At 36.5% G+C, this 18,675-nt stretch carries 23 protein-coding genes and 1 pseudogene; 3 read left to right on the top strand and 21 right to left on the bottom strand.

Features of this window, described 5'->3' with window-relative positions; genetic code table 11:
• Positions 1 to 84: 84 nt before the first annotated feature.
• From EAE89_RS04490 to EAE89_RS04420, 15 genes are all read right to left on the bottom strand, one after another.
• Positions 85 to 591: a hypothetical protein gene (locus EAE89_RS04490; RefSeq protein WP_054476818.1), complete on the bottom strand. Its 507-nt coding sequence runs from the start codon at positions 589 to 591 to the stop codon at positions 85 to 87.
• Between the two features lie 18 nt (positions 592 to 609).
• Positions 610 to 1,077, bottom strand: a complete 468-nt coding sequence (locus EAE89_RS04485; RefSeq protein ID WP_149616035.1) for a hypothetical protein — start codon at positions 1,075 to 1,077, stop codon at positions 610 to 612.
• On the bottom strand, positions 1,064 to 1,621 hold the full coding sequence (locus tag EAE89_RS04480) for a type III secretion protein (protein ID WP_149616049.1): 558 nt from the start codon (positions 1,619 to 1,621) through the stop codon (positions 1,064 to 1,066). Before EAE89_RS04480 ends, EAE89_RS04485 begins: the two co-directional genes overlap by 14 nt.
• A complete protein-coding gene (locus tag EAE89_RS04475; protein ID WP_054476814.1) occupies positions 1,621 to 1,878 on the bottom strand; it encodes a hypothetical protein in 258 nt (85 codons plus the stop codon). Before EAE89_RS04475 ends, EAE89_RS04480 begins: the two co-directional genes overlap by 1 nt.
• Positions 1,879 to 2,115: 237 nt before the next feature.
• Complete coding sequence (locus EAE89_RS04470; RefSeq protein WP_054476812.1) at positions 2,116 to 2,652, bottom strand: winged helix-turn-helix domain-containing protein; 537 nt, start codon at positions 2,650 to 2,652, stop codon at positions 2,116 to 2,118.
• Positions 2,653 to 3,295: 643 nt separating this feature from the next.
• Positions 3,296 to 3,682 carry a hypothetical protein gene (locus EAE89_RS04465; protein ID WP_072161814.1) on the bottom strand — a complete coding sequence of 129 codons (387 nt, stop codon included), beginning with the start codon at positions 3,680 to 3,682 and terminating at the stop codon, positions 3,296 to 3,298.
• A gap of 30 nt (positions 3,683 to 3,712) precedes the next feature.
• Positions 3,713 to 3,946: a flagellar biosynthetic protein FliQ gene (locus EAE89_RS04460; RefSeq protein ID WP_015835584.1), complete on the bottom strand. Its 234-nt coding sequence runs from the start codon at positions 3,944 to 3,946 to the stop codon at positions 3,713 to 3,715.
• Positions 3,933 to 5,291, bottom strand: a complete 1,359-nt coding sequence (locus tag EAE89_RS04455) for a hypothetical protein (protein WP_214085440.1) — start codon at positions 5,289 to 5,291, stop codon at positions 3,933 to 3,935. The genes EAE89_RS04460 and EAE89_RS04455 overlap by 14 nt, the downstream gene beginning before the upstream one ends.
• Positions 5,292 to 5,300: 9 nt before the next feature.
• Positions 5,301 to 5,690 carry a hypothetical protein gene (locus tag EAE89_RS04450; RefSeq protein ID WP_054476806.1) on the bottom strand — a complete coding sequence of 130 codons (390 nt, stop codon included), beginning with the start codon at positions 5,688 to 5,690 and terminating at the stop codon, positions 5,301 to 5,303.
• Positions 5,644 to 6,906 (bottom strand): type III secretion system ATPase VscN2, encoded by a 1,263-nt coding sequence (gene vscN2, locus EAE89_RS04445; RefSeq protein ID WP_054476803.1) that lies wholly within the window; start codon positions 6,904 to 6,906, stop codon positions 5,644 to 5,646. The genes EAE89_RS04450 and vscN2 overlap by 47 nt, the downstream gene beginning before the upstream one ends.
• Positions 6,906 to 8,381, bottom strand: coding sequence for a secretin N-terminal domain-containing protein (locus EAE89_RS04440; protein WP_054476801.1), 1,476 nt, complete (start codon positions 8,379 to 8,381; stop codon positions 6,906 to 6,908). Before EAE89_RS04440 ends, vscN2 begins: the two co-directional genes overlap by 1 nt.
• Positions 8,371 to 8,637, bottom strand: coding sequence for a hypothetical protein (locus tag EAE89_RS04435; protein WP_054476800.1), 267 nt, complete (start codon positions 8,635 to 8,637; stop codon positions 8,371 to 8,373). The genes EAE89_RS04440 and EAE89_RS04435 overlap by 11 nt, the downstream gene beginning before the upstream one ends.
• Positions 8,630 to 9,322: a hypothetical protein gene (locus EAE89_RS04430; RefSeq protein ID WP_054476798.1), complete on the bottom strand. Its 693-nt coding sequence runs from the start codon at positions 9,320 to 9,322 to the stop codon at positions 8,630 to 8,632. Before EAE89_RS04430 ends, EAE89_RS04435 begins: the two co-directional genes overlap by 8 nt.
• A complete protein-coding gene (locus EAE89_RS04425) occupies positions 9,322 to 10,032 on the bottom strand; it encodes an EscR/YscR/HrcR family type III secretion system export apparatus protein (protein WP_054476796.1) in 711 nt (236 codons plus the stop codon). The genes EAE89_RS04430 and EAE89_RS04425 overlap by 1 nt, the downstream gene beginning before the upstream one ends.
• Before the next feature lie 55 nt (positions 10,033 to 10,087).
• Positions 10,088 to 10,363, bottom strand: coding sequence for a hypothetical protein (locus EAE89_RS04420; RefSeq protein WP_015835592.1), 276 nt, complete (start codon positions 10,361 to 10,363; stop codon positions 10,088 to 10,090).
• Positions 10,364 to 11,017: 654 nt separating this feature from the next.
• Between EAE89_RS04420 and EAE89_RS04415 the strand changes: the two genes are divergently transcribed.
• The 3 genes from EAE89_RS04415 (at position 11,018) to EAE89_RS04405 (ending at position 13,690) form a co-directional block, all read left to right on the top strand.
• On the top strand, positions 11,018 to 11,383 hold the full coding sequence (locus EAE89_RS04415) for a hypothetical protein (protein ID WP_054476794.1): 366 nt from the start codon (positions 11,018 to 11,020) through the stop codon (positions 11,381 to 11,383).
• Positions 11,384 to 11,532: 149 nt separating this feature from the next.
• Positions 11,533 to 11,670 carry a hypothetical protein gene (locus EAE89_RS04410; RefSeq protein WP_161804212.1) on the top strand — a complete coding sequence of 46 codons (138 nt, stop codon included), beginning with the start codon at positions 11,533 to 11,535 and terminating at the stop codon, positions 11,668 to 11,670.
• A 598-nt stretch (positions 11,671 to 12,268) separates the two neighbouring features.
• Positions 12,269 to 13,690 (top strand): hypothetical protein, encoded by a 1,422-nt coding sequence (locus tag EAE89_RS04405; RefSeq protein ID WP_214085439.1) that lies wholly within the window; start codon positions 12,269 to 12,271, stop codon positions 13,688 to 13,690.
• Positions 13,691 to 14,052: 362 nt separating this feature from the next.
• Here the strand turns inward: EAE89_RS04405 and EAE89_RS04400 are convergent, their stop codons facing one another.
• From EAE89_RS04400 to EAE89_RS04375, 6 genes and pseudogenes are all read right to left on the bottom strand, one after another.
• Positions 14,053 to 15,063, bottom strand: a complete 1,011-nt coding sequence (locus tag EAE89_RS04400) for a serine hydrolase domain-containing protein (RefSeq protein ID WP_214085438.1) — start codon at positions 15,061 to 15,063, stop codon at positions 14,053 to 14,055.
• Positions 15,064 to 15,927: 864 nt separating this feature from the next.
• A complete protein-coding gene (gene pgpA / locus EAE89_RS04395; protein ID WP_214085437.1) occupies positions 15,928 to 16,419 on the bottom strand; it encodes a phosphatidylglycerophosphatase A in 492 nt (163 codons plus the stop codon).
• Entirely contained in the window at positions 16,412 to 17,401 is a 990-nt protein-coding gene (gene thiL / locus EAE89_RS04390; RefSeq protein WP_214085436.1) for a thiamine-phosphate kinase, read from the bottom strand. The genes pgpA and thiL overlap by 8 nt, the downstream gene beginning before the upstream one ends.
• A gap of 98 nt (positions 17,402 to 17,499) precedes the next feature.
• Positions 17,500 to 17,919, bottom strand: a complete 420-nt coding sequence (gene nusB, locus EAE89_RS04385) for a transcription antitermination factor NusB (protein ID WP_054476784.1) — start codon at positions 17,917 to 17,919, stop codon at positions 17,500 to 17,502.
• 26 nt (positions 17,920 to 17,945) lie between these two features.
• Complete coding sequence (gene ribH / locus EAE89_RS04380; RefSeq protein ID WP_054476782.1) at positions 17,946 to 18,416, bottom strand: 6,7-dimethyl-8-ribityllumazine synthase; 471 nt, start codon at positions 18,414 to 18,416, stop codon at positions 17,946 to 17,948.
• A 141-nt stretch (positions 18,417 to 18,557) separates the two neighbouring features.
• Positions 18,558 to 18,675, bottom strand: a pseudogene (locus EAE89_RS04375) (RNA-guided endonuclease InsQ/TnpB family protein); the annotation flags it as partial.

The following is an 18,675-nucleotide window of genomic DNA, read 5'->3' as shown; positions in this document are numbered from 1 at the left end:
AGAACCATCATCCTGAGATAAGGGAGCTATTTCAATAGGCGATCTGCTCAGCGTATTTAAGATGTTAATCAAAATATTTATCTCTCAAGTATCAATATAGGGCTTAAGCTGCCGCTGTAAAAATTGATAACGTTTGCAATAAAAATCACTTAAATTCTCTGGTTTAACAATATAAAATACAGCGCTAGAATTTGCGTACTCTTTTAATTTATAGTGACACAATGCAATATTTATCAATACTTCATCTAAATCACAGGTTGGATATGTTTTCAACACACTTAATAAATCCAACGCTTTTCTAAACTCTTCTTTTTCTAAATAGATAGAGGCAAGGCTACCAGGCCCCCGATGATCATAGGGACTAAGAACTGAATAGGATAAAAATACTGCCTCTGCTTCCTTTAGCTGCATATTAGCATAAAACTTAACGCCTAAATTGTATATTGATTTAAGTTGATTTATTGTGATTTTATTTGATTTTGCTAATGTCGCAAGTTCTCTCTCTATCCTTTTTCCATCAAGAGAATCCAAAAAAACCTCAAAATCATCACTTGCATCATTATCTTTTTTTACATTTAACTGATGATTCATATAAGTATCTCTTTCTCTTTATTTAACATTATTTTCAATCATCCCAAAAATAAGAGATTTTAAATATTCAGGACGCCCCACTATAACCCGCCCCTCTGGTAACTTAACACCCAGTCTTAAGGACCAAACAATTGCCTGACGCCGATTAACCGCCGCTAATACGATAAGACCAAGCTCTTGCGAAGTATAACCTCCAGGTATTTCTCTGAAAAAAGCCGCCTCAGACCACAAATAATAATTCTGCGGCAGTTTTTTTCTATAACCTAACCAATCTAACCCAGTATAATTTAACCTCGCTCTCTGATATTGAGCCACGAGTGAAAGTAACTCAATGACCTTAGACACTCTGGTTCTGGACGAAGAAAACCACATAACAATTTCTTCATCACTTAACTCAGTAATAATGTTAAATGCTTCCTCATTCAGAAAACCCTTTACCAAATAGTAATGAAGAATTTTATAGTAATGTCTTTTAGATTTTTTCATCAACTATCGATTGTACTAAATATTCAACGGTTAGAATATCTCGTTCAGAAACAATGCCTTTCAAGAATTTTTCTATACTACTTCTACTGGTAGCATCTAATTCTTTAATACTAATGATAAGAACGGAGACTCTTTTACTTTCATTACCCGAAACCATCACATTAGAGCGTAATACATCAGGTATGACATTCAGCTTATTGTATATCTCTCTCCCTTCTAACAGATTACTTTTAATATTTTCTAACTTGCTTAAACTTGCAAACTTTGATTCCAACAAATCATTAAGATCCTCCGTCTGAAAGTAAAAATTGAACCTTGATAGTAGGGTCCTTGCTTCCATAACGTGAGTCTCATTAACGAAAATAGAATAACCATTTTTTGTTGAAACCAAGTCGGCGTTAATCTGAGATTGATTCAATAATACTAATACTTTATTCGCAATATCTGCCGATTCAAACATAGCAATAGAGACTCCATTGCTATCATGGCATCCTACTAACAAAAAAAAGAGAAAACCACGAATCACATTTCTCAAACGTATCATCACTGAGCCTTCATAACATCATTAACAGCTGTTGCAGATTTAGAGGCTACCTTTGTTACCATTTCCTGATACATCGAAAACTGGAACACAGCTTGCTGAAGCGCGAAAGTGTCCGTAACTGTTATATGCCCTCCACTCGCATTAACTTCGTTCAAAACATCAAATATCTCTTTAAAACCTTCACCTACATTATTATAAGTTTTTTCAAAAACAGTCGCCTGCTCGTTCCGTATACTCGCAATCTCAAAATCATTCATCTTTAACTCATTATCCTCTGTCTGACAACACAACCATACTTACCACCAAAGTACCAGCCTGAAACTGCTTGTATAGTGAATTTTTCAGAATTCATCTTGATTCAAAAATTTGAATTTACCAAGTAGTCTACATATATCACTCATGAATTTAACATTTCCCAGCCAAATAATTTCGATTTATTAGGCACTTATTCTATTGAAGGATAAGGACTGTATTATTACAAAACCACTGTAATCTCAGCGCTGACTAATAAATGTGATTAATCCTGTCGTTATCACTGATGAAAATAAGGATGAAAGAATAACGATATATACTAGATTTAAAAATGACTTACTAACCGCAGGAAAAATGCTACTTTGAAGGCTCAGTTCATCAGAAACAGCATCTATTTTTTTATCTTGACGACTAAAAGATAAGCTAACTTCTTTAGGTAACAAATTTTCTTTAATACACCAATTATCAAGTTTTTCATCAATGATAAAAATATATCCTTCTTTTGGTATAGTTTTTATTTCACAAGTCAAATCATCAAATCCAGATAACGCTTTCCGAAGATTAGAAACAGCCTTAGTCAACGACGTTTCATTAACAATCACTGCTCCCCACACTGATTCATGGATCTGTGTCTTATTAATCACTTCATTTGGATTTTTACAGAATAACTCTAACAGGCTTGCTTCCCTACTTCCTAACGTTATTTCCTGAACTGTAGATGAAATATTACATGTTAAGCTGTTAAAAAATACATTCCGGCCAATAACATAATCTTTCATTTTATAACGCCTCTAAAATTCACACCAAATGTCTGGCTAATCAATATAATAAGGAGCTCAAACAAATCTCAGCAATAAGATCTTCCCTCCCAATGGGAGCAGATGACGTTCGTCTCCCCAAGCCTTCTACACAACGATACTATTCAACTAACCTCATCAAGCAGCACTTTATTTCACATACCATCATATTCAGCCATAAGTACCTTGAAGAAAGGAAGTTGCATTGAAAATCACATAAAATATAGTTTTTTATTTCAAAAAAAATAAAACATATAGATTTATATTACAAAACCGGCAGATAATTCAGCTTTATATCGAAGTCTCAGAAAATGCGACATCTCTACTTAGTCATAGCCATAACCAAAATATTTTTCCTTTTTATCATTTGACATTTGAATGTGGTTGCACTCAAAACCACAAAATTTAGCATGGAAAAACTGTACTAACGGTAGAGTTCACAGTCCGTCAAATAACCCGCCAAAAGGCAGGTTACCTATTATTTTCTTGTTGTTACTGGCCAGTTGTTATCGAGATAATTCACCATTATTAAAACTGTCTTTTTAATAAAACCTTCCACCATCTCAATTCACTAACATTCATGTTAATTCAGGGGTGAATAAATTAATCAATTTTAACTTTTACTTCACCCATTAATGATTTCATAGACAATATTAAAGGATACTAATTTATCTAACAATTTATCATCTAAATTTTTACTTTCCACATCCAGATGAGTGAGTACAACAAGTTTTTTCTGTTTCACATTCATATGTAACTCCTCATCTGCTATAAAAACCTCCATAACTTGTGATGATTTCATTTGTAGAACCCGAAAATCTTTAATTGGTATTTCTATAAAAATTAGTAATGTAAAATCATCGTCATAGGTTATATATATCTCTGCCCCGCCGTTTAGTTCAATACAAACAGGTTTATTGCCATCAAGCCGTGACAACATCACCGCATCCAAACCTAACTTCTCAATTAAAACTCTGGAAATAATATTTCTAAAATTTTTCAACGTAATCATCCTTATAAATTTACTTTTGTTAATAACAAATTACAAAACACTAAATAATAATTGAAACTGTTCGTACACATCTTTCCCTGCATGGGTTAAAAGAATGAAAAGCACAATCAACTTTGCAGTTAATGGCAACCCTGGATCTTGTACACTGAATATAGTTTGTAACAGACCAACAGACACACCAGTAATAACAAACCAGATAGAAAATATGAAAACTCCATCTTTCAAAATACTCAAACACAATGCCGCAACATCAAGAGCAGTCATCCTCGCCTCCCTCATTGAACCATGCTTTTTCTCCAGTTATTTTAAATAAATAGCGCATACCTTTAAAGAAAACACGATAATTACGAGCCACCGGGTTGCGATAAAATGCATCAGCAGGTGAATTTTTCAGATTAGCTAAATAGGTATATTTTATACTTTCATTTAGTAATGAATTTTGAATCCAACCAGTACTATTGTCGAAATTAGAAATATTCGAATACAATGAATTAGATTTATAGACAGTATTTTTAAACATAGGGCCAACACTAACTTCTACAGCAGAAAATCTTGCTCCAACAACCGCCCTATCGCAATGGTTAAAATCCTGAGTACCCTTTATTTGATTATTCTTTGGAACGTATGAATTCACTATCCTTTCTGGCGACACCATAGATAGATACTGCAATCCCTGCTGGAACTTATAGGGTAATGATAATGGATTCTCTTTTACTATGTCGGAGAAAATATGAATGTATTGAGAAACATCTTCTGTCTGGAAATCTTCCTGCTGAATTTGAGTGTTATATGGCAAGGCTTCATTGCACTTACCCAATCTAGCCTTATCACTTAACCCCTGCGGTGAAAGTTTCCCCTCCATGCCCACTTTATTATTAGTTGGTGCTCTGTCAGCATTAAACCGTAAATTAGATTTTGTCTGGAAACCTTCCCGCTGAACTCGATTATTACCTGACAAGGTTTTATTATATTGACCCAATCTAGCCTTATCGCTTAACCCCTGCGGTGAAAGTTTCCCCTCCATACCCACTTTATTATTAGTTGGTGCTCTGTCAGCATTAAACCATAAATTAGATTCTGTCTGGAAACCTTCCCGCTGAACTCGATTATTACCTGGCAGGGTTTTATTATATTTACCCAATCTAGCCTTATCACTTAACCCCTGCGGTGAAAGTTTCCCCTCCATGCTCACTTTATTATTAGTTAGTGCTCTGTCAGCATTAAACCGTAAATTAGATTCTGTTGGCTGGAAACCTTCACGCACTCGAGTACTGCCTAGCAAGGCTTTATTATATTGACCCAATCTAGCCTTATCACTTAATCCTTGCAGTGAAAGTTCCCCCCCTATACTTACGTTATCATTAGTTAGCGCTCTGTCAGCATTAAACTGTAAATTAGATGAGGCTTGGAAAGATGAAAAACAAAGATTATCCGGTTCTTTTTTTTTCACCTTCCTTTTTTTATCTTTATGAATCGATGACATTCGTTTCATCTCTTTAACAAATTTAACATCATTCATTGTTTCTTTAAGAACACTTTTAAAACCCTGATCTGCATCATCAGAATTCAAAGACTCAGGCTCATCTATACTGATTAATTCTAGTTTCATTCCCGCCTCTTAAGTCAATTGTTTTTTTAATTCATCCAATACATCTTTCCGCTTCTCTAACCTCAGTTTTTCCGATTCTGCTTTTGCTATTTCTATTTCTATTTTTTCTAACTCTTGCTGAACGACAGATACATCAAATACCAAAGATTCTATTAACGATCGAATATTCTCTCTGCGCCTAAAAAAAAACTTTAGCGCATCAACCTCATCTTCAACATTTAACATCTTCAGCTTACTTTGCGCTGTTTGTACATCTTGCCAGTAATCGGTAATAGTCATTCTCAACATATCATGTTGTTTATTAAGTTTTTTTAATTTCCTTTGCTGCTTACCAATTCCGATATCGATAATGCTAATAATCTGACAGAATTCTTTCCATCTCTTGGAGGGTTTCTTCATACTCTACCCCTTCATACCCTTGCTTTAGAAAATTCATAATTTCTGGATAGAGTTCTATTGCATTATCGGTCAATAAATCGTTACCCTTCTCGTATTCCCCTACACGAATCAATAATTCAACATCAAAGTAACGATATACCATATCTTTAATCCGTTCAGACATTTGTACATAACGTTTATCCTGAATCTTATTCTGCAATCGACTTTTACTTTTCAGTACATCTATTGCGGGATATCTTCCCGTAGATGCAATCATCGTTGAATAAACCAGGTGCCCATCAATTAAAGATTTAACTTCATGTGCAATAGGATCGCTATCAATATCAGTTTCAATTAACACGGTAAAAATACCGGTAACCGAACCATAAACGGAATTACCACAACTCTCGACTAATCGTGACAAGGCGAGAGAAACACCGATAGGTATTCCTCCCTGAATAGGGGTTCCATCCAGCATTGCTTGAGCTCTGGCAAAACGAGTTAAAGAGTCAAAATAGAGCACCACTTTTTTCCCTTGCTCCATAAAATAACGGGCAATAGAAACAGCAACCAAACCAGAACGGACTTTCTCTAATGGATTAGCTTCGGACGTCGACACAATTGTTATTGCTTTCCTAATGACTTCTGGACCTATTTCTCCTTCCAAAAACTCAACGACTTCACGAGCGCGTTCACCAATCATGGCAAAGATTACAACATCTGCATCCATATTATTAGCCATAATAGAAACGGTAGTGGTTTTTCCTGCCCCTGCTGGGGCAAATAACCCTACGCGCTGCCCTTCTCCGATAGTAAAAAGGCCATCAATTATTTTCAACTTAGTCGGGAATACTTTTTCAATTGAAGCCCGATTTTTCAAAGGAATAGGTTCAATCGAAATAGGTAAGTCAAAATATTCTTTATGCTTTTCAAGATAGGCATCACCATAAAGTGATTCACCATAGCAATTAATAACCTTCCCTATCAGCGCATCCTCATTCATTGGGAAACAAAATCGACGATATGGAATTTCAACTTTTCCATTACGCTGAACAGTACCGGGTTGTAGCAGTTTTATTTCTATCTGATGCCCGGCTATTTTCATAATTTCCCCTCGGATACGCTCGCCCTCAACGGTATGTACCAGACATTCCTGCCCGACAAACGTATCAACGTTCACATAGCAGATAACCATATCTTGATAGGACTCTTTGATTTTAAAAAACCGTTGCAACATTAATCAATCACCTGAAATGAAACCGCAATATATCGTTTGTATTTACGCTTCGTTAACTTGGTATTTTTAAATATCTCACCTAATAACGGAATACTCGATAAAACTGGCACGCCTGATTCAGAAGATAGCGTTTCTATATTATCAAAACCACCCAAAATAATCGTTTCATTTGGTTTAATAAATGCTTCTGAGGATAATGATTGCGAGCTGATTTTTGGCGGCTGGGAAACGCCATTCTGGTTACTACTTTTATCATCATCAAAGTGTTCCTCGATATATTCAAGCTTAGCCTGAACACCACCGGAAGGAAGTACACGACCGGTAACATAAAGGCTATTATCCGCCTCTATCTTCAGGCTCTCGACCTCTTTATTAGAAACCAGATTCACCGTTATCGTATCTTTCTTACCAAAATGCCCTTGATGGTTTTCCAATATAAGTAGGTTAGTAGAATAAACGCTTCGTGCTAATCCATTACTATACATGGCCTGAAAGTTATTTAAAAAATCCTTGGTCGCGGAATAAGGCAGAGTCAATATGTCATATATTCCTGTAGAACCATTCAGCATTGAGCTGTCGGCACCAAAGTGCTCTGTTCTGTCCGCAGCGACATCATACACTTTCAGGGAAAACATCAATTGCTTTCCTTTAACATCAATCATTGAGGCAATGCGTTTTGCCAGTGTAATTTCGTCCGGGGTACCGCGTACCAGTAAGGCATTAGTACCTGGAATAACCTGAACTTTTGATGTTTTTTCCTCCTGCTCTAATTTTTGCTTATCACCCTCATTTAACTTTACCTTGTAGGCACGTTCCAGCATTTCACCATCTGCCGCATTTTTAAATTGGCCCATATTTGAAAGAGCACCAGAAATAAGTGAACCTGCCCCAGGGAAATTAACCGACCCACCAAAGGTATTGATATTACGGTCAACGACCGATAGATAGTTAAACTCAATCCTGGCAATTTCAAGATCATTACCGTTTTCCAAAAATTCGTTATTGTCTGTCATGCTCGAGTATGACAGAACATCATTGATAAAATTACGAGGCCCGGAAAACAATAAAGAGTTTCCTCTTTCTATCAATTTTATCTTTATCGTACTATTAGTTTGAAAAGCATATTCAAGCTCAGTTAACAGGACTTCGGGAGAGATATTCTTCGGTTTATAGGTATAATTTATATAAGACTGCCCTGACTGTACGCTTATCGTCCCACCATAAATATACCAGTCAAAATCATAGACATCCGAAAGTTTAGCCAATAATTCTGTGCCTTCTCCTCTCAGCACCTGAGTTAACGGCTGTCGACTTGTCTTATCATCCAGACCATCTACCAGTTTTAATTGCTCATCTTTCGCAATAGCAATTAAAGCCTCTTTGAGGTTCATTTCATCTTTTTTCAGCATAACTTGTGCATTAGCTGTAGTGCCTATCAAGCATAGCAAGAAAAAAAATACGACCTTACTCTTCATCTAAAATTTCCTTCATTGCTTCTTGATGTTGTTTTAACATCTTAATTGTATTATTAGTTATCATATATTGAATTATAATTTCAGCCATCTCTTCATCAGGGATAATCTCATCATCTGTATCAGACTTTATCGACTCATTTGATACCAATTTAGTTGGTGACTCCTCCTCTTGACTCATTTTTGTCATCATCTCCTGAAAATCTGAAAATTCATTTGGTATAGCAAAATGAAGTGAAGGAATTGATATTTCATTCATGGGAAACCCCGGTCATTTTCTGGAATAAATACAATTGATCATTAAAAAACCATGTATTCAAAAGGATAATCACGAGTATTGTTTTTAGGTCGGCAGTAACAAATATTGATAATGAGGATTTTTTGAAAAATAGATCTACCATTACCACACAAATCGAAATAGATATGATGACAATCATATATTTACTTGCCACTATTGCCGTCATTTTCAGATAACCAACGATTAAAAAGTACAGTCGTTGAAAATCCATATCGCTGTACTCTCCAGTGCCAATACTGATGTCACCATTTAGTAAGTTAATAATAGGTGTAAATAACGCACCGTTATCCAAAGCATACATAATGAATAATAAACCACTCATCCTGGCTAATGCTTCAGACTCTTCAGTAAACCGCTTATCCTGAACCGATTGTTCATTGAGTAACAAAAGTTGCTGAATAATACTACCAACCATACTACCCAACCAAAAAGGAACTGAGACAAACAATGCAAATACCACAGCCCTAACAACCCAAAGGTAGTCTGGTGCTCCTCCCCAATCCTGAGAACCCACATAAACAGCAAAAAATACGGATATTGCAGTGATCGTTATATTGTCAAGAAACAATCGGGTTGGATTATATATTTTCAGAAATAAGAAGAAAGCAGCATAGCTTAACCAACTGGGGAAGAGAAAATTTTCCATCATCCGTCCAATGTATTGAACAAAATAGTCCAGCCGTCGGAAAAATAAAATACAGCCAATTTAATCGGTATTGATATGACTGTAGGCGATAGCATGCTCATACCAACACCACTAAGGATAATAGCAATCAAGAAATCTATACTGACAAATATCATATAGAGTTTAATTCCCAATTCGAACCCTTTGTATAAATCCAGTATTAGCCCCCCAAGCAACGGTTTAAGCACACTGCCACTCCCATCATTAAACTCTATGGGAAGAGTAAATAACTTTTCTAATTCCAGAGATTTGCGTTCAGCCCTTGCTATTATTTCAGGGAAGTATTCGTCAATACGTGAAACCAAATGATACATAGTCACATCACCTGATTTGCTCAGATCATTATTGCTAATCCCTAATCCGCCAATAGGATCAATTATCGGTATTGATTTATCATACGTATCAGTAAAATATGGCTTAATTCTTTCCAGACCCGGCTCTAAATCTCCCCAAATACTATTTAATGCTAAAAGGGCAGCTAATAGATTCACAACAATAGATGGTGGTATTTGTTGAGTCCCCATAGCATTTTTCAAAATATTCAAGACAATATTGTACTTAACAAAGCCCGAAAAGCAGATGAAAAAAACAGCTGACAGAAGCACCAGGCAAAGCAATATTACCAGGTTCACCCCAGAGTAAGCATTTTCTGGACTCAACAAATGTACCATTAAAGACTCTTCTATGTTAAAAATATATTTTACTACCCTTTTTTCAAGGCAAATATTAGATATTACGTGCTGCCGCTACGATATTATCTTTTACCGCTTTTAACGTGGATGTCCCTGTTTGAGCGGCAATACTTTGATCTGACATCAATTGCTGAAGCTTTAATGAGTCCGCAGATGAAAGGTTTAAAGCCCCACCTTCTTCGGTATGAGCTGTTAGAAACTCTTCAATTGCTGTATCTGCAACTTTAATGAATTCCTGAAATGTGCCAGCAGCATCAATCGTAGTCAGTCGACCATCTGTTAAATTGGGTTTGCTTACTGTCCCAGCCATTAGATATAACCTCTTTATAAAAAATAGAATTCTACTTTACTCATTCATACTGAAGTAGATTATTGAATACAGTTAATAACCTATATTCGAGGCACAAGACTACCCATACCATCGTAAAATCACCAGTGAAAAAAAAAGACTCAGTTTTTTTTGATTTTATGTGGCTAATCAGAAAAAATCACAAACATGAAATAGCCGCAGGAGCGTCCCTCATGTATTCTCTGTTAACTGACTGAATACGAAAACAATAATTTTTAGCTTTTAATATAACAATATAGAAAAACATACAGTTAAAATTATTACTGGCTCTGACATAACCGCATCTAACAACACCAATTGGCCGTACATTTTTCAATTCTCCCTCTTCCAACTATTCATTTTGTCGACTGCAATTGATTCAAAATGACCACAATTAAATTTTCTCCTTACTAAATGTGAAATTCAGATTTCTTGAGCCATATGATAGGTATCAATGTGTTTCAAGGTGCCATATGAGCCAACAAAGATACGACCATGTTAAATAGATTTTCATTCTAATGAGCCATGAGTATACTTAATCATTCAATAACCCAGATAAATTTTTCTACTCATAAATTTAAAAAGAGTTACTCTAAAAATATTTTTCCAAGCAAATCAAACACCAGGATGGAAAATATGCGATTCGGTCTAATTATTTCAATTTTTCTAGCTATATTCATTACCGGGTGTACGACAAAAATATCTACAGAAAATCAGACTGATACAAAGTTCAACCAAATTAATAGTTCAGCTAAAGATTGTGTAACCGAGCTTTCTAAGAAAATAACAGGGAACGAGGGGAAACATGTTTTTACATTTGCCTTCTATGTAAGTTCACAATCTGAACCACTTGGTAACAGTAACTATACCAAATCTGTAACAACTGGAATTCCCTATTTTACCGAGACTACTTTGGATAATGGAGATCCGGGCAGCGCCTGGCGCAATTGTATGCTCAAACACAATGCTTTGGTTCCACAAATTAAGTTTCCGAAAACATAGTGCCTAGCATTGGCTCTGACTTTTGATGATTCATTTATCTTTGCAAACAGATATTCAATATCTGACTCTTTTCATAATTAAAATATGAATCTAATCAGCCCAATGTCTTTCATTCATTACCAGTTCAGCTTTTATTTTGAAAGTATGTAATGTCATACCGAATTTTATCACTGGATATACCTGTTATCTTTCAAGTTGCCTCTTGGTTGGCTGCATTCACTCATCCCGGTCACATCGTTATCTATGCTCTCAGAGATTCGCTCCCTTGCCGTCGCGATCCATCTTGAAATCTATTGGGTATATAAGAAAATTTTAACCAATTAACTCCACTCATCATGAAAAGAAAATTATGAATAAAGTTTCACTTTTTTTCATTTTATTCATCATTATAACAGTGTAATCATTTCATTGATGAGCACCTTTGTAAAAAATTAAAAATTGCCCCCTAGATATGTGGACATGCTTTCAACATAAATTTAAACCCAGCAACAGCCTTTCAAAAAGGTTAATTTGAAATATGAAAATGATGAGATTAAAATCTCAGTGGATAATATTAAGGGACCGTTATGCCAACAATAACCCATACTTATCAATCATAAAGCATTATTGGGGTTTCAGGAACAATGTAACGAAAAAAACCATTAAGAAGCTATTTTAAATGACCAAAAATTTAAATCATACCTGTTTTAATAATGTTGTGTCGTTTTTGTTACATACAAATGATATACAGGCAGGCTTATCAGAAGGGAAGCCATAGCTGAAAATTTTTGCTATAGATAGCGTAAAACCCAATTCAATGGCTGATATTTAACTCAATTAACCAATTTCATTTTAACTAATTTTTTTTTATGAATATTTTTAATTTTTTATATGGAGAGTTATGTTTTGAAAATGCACAATAGTATCAATATTAATACAATCAACTCCGAAATAAGTTGCTTGTCAGCAAAAGCTAGTGAGCTGGAAAAAAAACAGTTTCTTCTTTTAGGAAAAATCAACGGAATAAAAAACACACCTGAAAATTTAGAGGCACGTAAAAATATTCGCTCTCAACTATCTGTTATACAACATGACTCAGAAAAACTCCGGGGTGATGTAAGTGTAAAATCAGATAATATCACCCAACGTCAACGTTGGGTAAAAGATGATAATCAAAATATTTCTAAACTCACAACAGCTATGGAAAGTTTAAGTAATGTAAAAAATTTGGGAGGAGAAACTGAATTAAGGCTAAAAAATGGAAAGCTAAAACCAGTCAATACAGGATGTATTAAAAATATTATTCACAAAAATCGCTACGCAGAAGAAAAAGCACAAGCAAAAGATAAATATAATTCGGGGGATAACAATCTTTCGATAAACTTTATGAAACACAAAATAGAATCCACAAAAAAAGATATTACTAAACTTGAAAGTGAAATATCTAAATTAGAAGATGATATAAAACCTATTCAGAAGAAAATAGATGAATTAAAAAATCAGAAGCAGGTATTAGATGAAAAGGATTCTTCGCTGAAAGAAAAGACCGCATTGAAATATAAGCCGGCGGAAATGGAATTAAAAGAAGTTGATAATACGTTAAATAATATTCAATCTAAAAAGCTTAAGTTAGAAGCTAAGCTTGTTGAGTATCATAAAAAAGCCAGCGCAAGGTTGTTAGAATTCGGACGTATTTACCACTCTAATGCTGGATGCTCAGTATTAAATAAAGCAGCAAGAGCAATATATCGAAAAAATAATCTTAGTGATTTACCAAGCATCAGCAGTAAAGCAATCTATAATGAATACTACAAAGCCCATGCTGATAATTATCGACAAAAAGAATGGCAGAACGTGAAATCATTGATAGAGCAAAGTTGTCAAGGAAATACAAAAGACATAGTTCAGGCTGCGGCAGATGATCTCTATCAGCCCCAAGGAAAAATGATAAAGACTTATCGGGGACAAGGTATTACAGAAGCCGGTTATAATAAATTAGTAAGGAATTTTGAAAATACTAAAAGGAATAACCCAGATCAAATTCCAGTATTCAAGGCTGCTCAATTTTTCTCAACGTCAAAAACTAAATCTGTAGCAGAAGGATTTAGCGTTGCCGGAAGAGGAGAACGTGCGATATTATTTGTTGTGCAAGGTAACAGTGGTAGGAGTTTACGTGTTGATTATGGCCTGCAATTTAACAATGGTGGTGAAAATGAAGTTTTATACTCACCCAAAGCATGCTTTGGAGTAAGTAAAATTGAAGGGAATACCATTTATTTACATGAAACTAAATACCATGAAGATACGCCAGTTATGCCATACGAATAACTGGACAATGGCAGGAACTTACACGGCATTTCTGCTTATTATTACTATTAGTAATAATAAGCCCAGATAAGCAAAAATCATTAATATTAATGCAGGCGGCAATATCGCCTGCATTATCAGTATCATACCTGTTAGCATATATATACAGACAATTTTAAGCACATTGTTCAGGAGAGAATAATGTTATTAATTTACTTTAATCAGTGAACCAACCATGCACCTGATTACAGATATACCCAATAGATTTCAAGTTGCAGTGCGGCGGCAAGAGAACGCATCCCCAGGAGCATAGATAACGATGTGACTGGGGTAAGTGAACGCAGCCAACAAAGCAGCAACTTGAAAGATGACGGGTATATTTATTATTTAAAATATCTCGCCGATAACAATGGAAAAATACAGTTATCGAGCAACTTTTTAATATCATCCCAAATGCTATCTTTATTATACTCTCCGCTGAATATGACAACTACAGCGTCTAACTCCGGGCATATCAACAAGACCTGACCACCATTTCCTATGGCAGAGAACCACTTAAAATATTTATTCAACTGGCAAGAATAGTAACCGCCAATAAACCAGTGATATCCGTAACACTTATAGTCGCTATCATCTGTTTTTACCCGGACTTTAAGGATCTCCTCTATCCATGCTGAAGGGATGATATCAATACCGTTATACCGCCCTTTATTTAGCATCAATCGCCCAATTTTTAACACCCCCCGACCTGTCAAGCGAAGCCCAGATGCCGCTGAGTCAATACCATCCCTTCCTTTATACCAATGAAATTGATTTATCCCTAACTTGGTAAATAAGGTTTTATCTCCAAAATTAGATAGGGTATGCCCAGAAGTCCGATCAATTATGCCCCCCAGTAATGCTGAGCATCCTCCTGAGTAGTTCCACCTCTTGCCCGGAATACTAATAACTGGTTTGGAAAATATATAATGATACCTGTCTGGTGAATGTTCCATTGCGATTTCATCATTTTTTATATCATCATATGGATAGTTTTCATTCCAATCCATACCTGATGTCATTGTTATAATATGCTCTACTTTCAATCCATTATATGAATTGTTTTCCCTATATTCAGGATATACGTTAATTAACCTATCCTGGAGTTTTGGAGCCTGATGATATTCTATCGCCGCTCCATATAAAATAGCTAAAATGCCTTTGGTAATTGACCTTACGTCATGTAATTTGTCCTTGTCAAAAGTCACTTTGCCGTTTTTTTCACCCCAGCATTCATCTTCTCCAGAGAAATATTTCTCCAGAACTATTTGGTCATTCTGAGAAACTAATAAAGCATGTATGTTAGGATATAAAAAACCTTGTAGCGCATTATCAAAATCAATATTTAATAACATAATTTTGTCTCTATTTAAAATAACCAATTCAATCTATTCTTTTATACCCTTCATCTTTCAAGCTGCTGCTTTGTTGGCTGCGTTCACTTACCCCAGTCACATCGTTATCTATGCTCCTGGGGATGCGTTCTCTTGCCGCCGCACTGCGGCTTGAAATCTATTGGGTATATATTATAATAACAACAAGATTTACATAATATTACGTTCGGTATTTAAATATTATTTTTATCCCTCCAGCGCCAGTCTTAGCTCCATAGGAACTGTTATTATGTTGGTTTTATCCTCTGATATATTTTCAATTTTCACCAAGAATTATTTAATAATCACTAAAGCCAAATTATGAAATAAATTATTTTTTAAGAAAATAAGAATTATTTTAAAAACAAACCAGATGATATATGCCATACTTCTCATTTCTATCGATTTCCGTTTGACTTAAATATCATATAAAACAGGAAATTGAAATATAAAACACTTATCAAACATAGATTATTAATTAACACTTATACCCGTCATCTTTCAAGTTGCCTCTTTGTTGGCTGCACTCACTCACCCCGGTCACATAGTTATCTATGCTCCCGGGGATTCGTTCCCTTGCCGCCGCGATGCATCTTGAAATCAATAGGGTATATACCTATTAGGTATTTTTTACAATTTAAAAGGCCAATTAAATACCCATTTACCAACCATAAATATGATATAAACAATAACATTATTAATTTTTTTAAAATTTATACTTAAGTTAAAATAAATATGTATTTTATGTTATTTAAATAAAAATAAAACTTTAAGTTTATTGAAAGGAAAAATATGCGCTACACTCATGCAGCGCGCCAAACTTAATATCAACCTCATTAGCGCACATCAGAAAGCAAAAACCTGATAGGACGCCAATAACCAGACAATCACGAACGAAAATATAGCCGCGATAATATCATCCAACATGATACCTAATCCACCGTGAACATAGCGATCAAACCAGCGAATTGGCCACGGCTTCCACATATCAAAAATACGGAACACAATAAAACCAGTCAAAACCCACTGCCAGTTAATAACTGGAATTGCCATCAGCGTGATCCACATACCGATAAATTCGTCCCAAACAATACTGCCGTGGTCATGTACTTTCATATCATCAGAAGTACGCTGGCAAATCATTATCCCAAACAACATCCCGATAATAATAACCAACCAGCAAATCCATTCTGGAAATTGCATCAGTAATAACCAAAATGGAATAGAAGCCACAGATCCCATTGTCCCCGGTATTATCGGCGATAAACCACTACCAAAACCTGTCGCTAACAAATGCCAAGGATTACCCATCCGTAAACGACGTTTTGCTTCATCCATGAGTTTCTTCCTTAATAAAATGATCAAACCCTTTCAGATCCAATTTAATCTCTTTATTATTGCTGTAGTAACGAATTCCTTCCGATTCCGGCATAATCTGCCCGATACAACTAAAACTAGCCCCAGTATGAGCCAAAGCGATTTCTAAAGCACCGCGATTCCTTTCCGGGACGGTAAAACATAATTCATAGTCTTCCCCGCCACTCAAAGCCCACATCAGAGCCTGCTGTGGTTCAATATATTGGCTCATCGCATCGGAGTAAGGAATCGCATCCAGATTTATTCTGGCCCCACATCGACTGGCTTTCAGGATGTGCCCTAGATCGGAAATCAATCCATCAGATAAATCAATTGCTGATGTTGCCAGCCCACGCAGCGCCTGCCCTTGCAAAATACGAGGTTGCGGCCTGAGATGACGTTGGATTAACCAACTACAGGCTTCAGGATCAGCGATCTGCAAACGGTTTTGTAACAGAGCCAAACCCGCCGCACTATCACCCAACGATCCGCTCACATAAATCCAATCGCCATTTCTTGCGCCAGTACGTCTCAATGCTCTGCCTACGGGAACCAAACCATGAATCGTTAACGTCAGACTCATTGGTCCGAGGGTGGTATCACCACCAATAAGTTGCATACCGTAGTAGTTCAATTGTCCAAACAGGCTATCGCTGAACCCTCTGAGCCAACTTTCATCCACTTCCGGTAATGTTAACGCCAATAAAAGCCAGGCAGGATCAGCACCAACAGCTGCCAAATCACTAAGATTCACAGCAAGAGATTTATAAGCTAAATCTTCAGGAGAGATATCAGGTAAGAAATGAACGCCTGAAACCAAGGTATCCGTACTAACAGCCAATTGCTGTTTATCGGCTATCGTCATCAATGCACAGTCGTCACCAATACCAAGATTGACATCACGCCGATTAGTTGCCTGACGATCAAAATAACGTGCAATGAGGTCAAATTCGCCACATGCCATAATAAAATCCCAAAAAGTTACTGATGATTATGAACATAAGGCCGGGGATAACCGGCCTTACAAATCATCGTCTGCGGTGGGAAAAACCCGGCAAGCAGTTACTTTCTTTTCTTACGTACTGCTGGACCCGATTTATCCAGTACTCCATTCACGAATTTGTGACTATCTTCAGCACCAAAGACTTTTGCCAATTCGATAGCTTCGTTAATAGCCACTTTATAAGGGACATCATCACGATAACTTAGTTCAAATATAGCGATACGTAAAATGGCTTTTTCTACCTGACCTAACTCTTCGAGCTGACGGGAAAGATAAGGAGCCATAAAAGCATCCAGTTTAACCGCATTCACAGCTACCCCTGACAGCAATTCACGAAAATAGGTTACGTCAACATCAGTGACGTCCTGCTCCGACAAAAACTGTAATTCAATATCAGCAATGTCATTGCCAGATAACTGCCATGAGTATATAGCCTGAACAGCGCACTCACGAGCACGACGACGAGCAGCAGGTTTCACAAGATTCCCCTTAATTAAAACTAAAATCAGCCTTTAATGGCATTAATGACATTGACCATTTCCAAGGCGGTTAATGCAGCTTCTGCACCTTTATTACCCGCCTTAGTTCCAGCGCGCTCAATCGCCTGTTCAATGCTTTCTGTAGTAAGAACACCAAATGCCACTGGAATTTCACTGGTCATTGCCACATTAGACAGACCGGAACTGCATTCACCAGCAACGTATTCAAAGTGAGCGGTACCACCGCGGATAACTGTACCCAGCGCGATAACTGCGTCATATTTTTGAGTTTCAACCAGTGTCTTCACCGTCAATGGTAATTCATATGCACCAGGAACCCAGACAACAGTAATATTTTCTGAGGCAACCTGACCGATACGCTCAAGCGCATCTACCGCGCCGTCTAACAGACTGTCATTAATGAAGTGGTTAAAACGTGCAATAGCAATCGCCACACGGGCTTGTGGAGCTGCAACAACACCTTTGATTACGTTCATAGCCTTCCTTTATCTGTTCATATCCGCAGGGGGCGGATTCTATCATATTCTTTCGTTAGCTGCGCCTGCCGATTTAGCAACAAAGTATAAAAACAAGCAAAGTGACTGCTCCCCGCCGTAAACGGCGAGTCTTCCCACTTCTCAGGCCGCAACCGTCTGTGTGACGGATTTACGCTGGCCTCCATGGGCAGAAACGACGAGTCCCGCCGCCTGTAATTCCTGTATGCCCTTGCGCCGGATGTTGAGCGCCGCATTGATA

Source organism: Photorhabdus heterorhabditis (genome assembly GCF_018448905.1).
Taxonomy (GTDB): Bacteria; Pseudomonadota; Gammaproteobacteria; order Enterobacterales; family Enterobacteriaceae; genus Photorhabdus; species Photorhabdus heterorhabditis.
The sequence above is the reverse complement of the archived record's forward strand: the minus strand, read 5'-3'. Positions and strand labels throughout refer to the sequence as shown.

Bases quoted from the DNA above. Each gene is read 5' to 3' on its own strand.
- EAE89_RS04455 (WP_214085440.1), bottom strand. From the start codon at position 5,291: ATGAAACTAGAATTAATCAGTATAGATGAGCCTGAGTCTTTGAATTCT.
- EAE89_RS04440 (WP_054476801.1), bottom strand. From the start codon at position 8,381: ATGAAGAGTAAGGTCGTATTTTTTTTCTTGCTATGCTTGATAGGCACT.
- EAE89_RS04435 (WP_054476800.1), bottom strand. From the start codon at position 8,637: ATGAATGAAATATCAATTCCTTCACTTCATTTTGCTATACCAAATGAA.
- EAE89_RS04465 (WP_072161814.1), bottom strand. From the start codon at position 3,682: ATGATTACGTTGAAAAATTTTAGAAATATTATTTCCAGAGTTTTAATT.
- EAE89_RS04475 (WP_054476814.1), bottom strand. From the start codon at position 1,878: ATGAATGATTTTGAGATTGCGAGTATACGGAACGAGCAGGCGACTGTT.
- EAE89_RS04420 (WP_015835592.1), bottom strand. From the start codon at position 10,363: ATGGCTGGGACAGTAAGCAAACCCAATTTAACAGATGGTCGACTGACT.
- vscN2 (WP_054476803.1), bottom strand. From the start codon at position 6,906: ATGTTGCAACGGTTTTTTAAAATCAAAGAGTCCTATCAAGATATGGTT.
- EAE89_RS04485 (WP_149616035.1), bottom strand. From the start codon at position 1,077: ATGAAAAAATCTAAAAGACATTACTATAAAATTCTTCATTACTATTTG.
- EAE89_RS04415 (WP_054476794.1), top strand. From the start codon at position 11,018: ATGCGATTCGGTCTAATTATTTCAATTTTTCTAGCTATATTCATTACC.
- EAE89_RS04425 (WP_054476796.1), bottom strand. From the start codon at position 10,032: ATGGTACATTTGTTGAGTCCAGAAAATGCTTACTCTGGGGTGAACCTG.
- EAE89_RS04490 (WP_054476818.1), bottom strand. From the start codon at position 591: ATGAATCATCAGTTAAATGTAAAAAAAGATAATGATGCAAGTGATGAT.
- pgpA (WP_214085437.1), bottom strand. From the start codon at position 16,419: ATGGATGAAGCAAAACGTCGTTTACGGATGGGTAATCCTTGGCATTTG.
- thiL (WP_214085436.1), bottom strand. From the start codon at position 17,401: ATGGCATGTGGCGAATTTGACCTCATTGCACGTTATTTTGATCGTCAG.
- EAE89_RS04400 (WP_214085438.1), bottom strand. From the start codon at position 15,063: ATGTTATTAAATATTGATTTTGATAATGCGCTACAAGGTTTTTTATAT.
- EAE89_RS04430 (WP_054476798.1), bottom strand. From the start codon at position 9,322: ATGGAAAATTTTCTCTTCCCCAGTTGGTTAAGCTATGCTGCTTTCTTC.
- EAE89_RS04470 (WP_054476812.1), bottom strand. From the start codon at position 2,652: ATGAAAGATTATGTTATTGGCCGGAATGTATTTTTTAACAGCTTAACA.
- EAE89_RS04450 (WP_054476806.1), bottom strand. From the start codon at position 5,690: ATGAAGAAACCCTCCAAGAGATGGAAAGAATTCTGTCAGATTATTAGC.
- EAE89_RS04480 (WP_149616049.1), bottom strand. From the start codon at position 1,621: ATGATACGTTTGAGAAATGTGATTCGTGGTTTTCTCTTTTTTTTGTTA.
- ribH (WP_054476782.1), bottom strand. From the start codon at position 18,416: ATGAACGTAATCAAAGGTGTTGTTGCAGCTCCACAAGCCCGTGTGGCG.
- EAE89_RS04460 (WP_015835584.1), bottom strand. From the start codon at position 3,946: ATGACTGCTCTTGATGTTGCGGCATTGTGTTTGAGTATTTTGAAAGAT.
- EAE89_RS04410 (WP_161804212.1), top strand. From the start codon at position 11,533: ATGTCATACCGAATTTTATCACTGGATATACCTGTTATCTTTCAAGTT.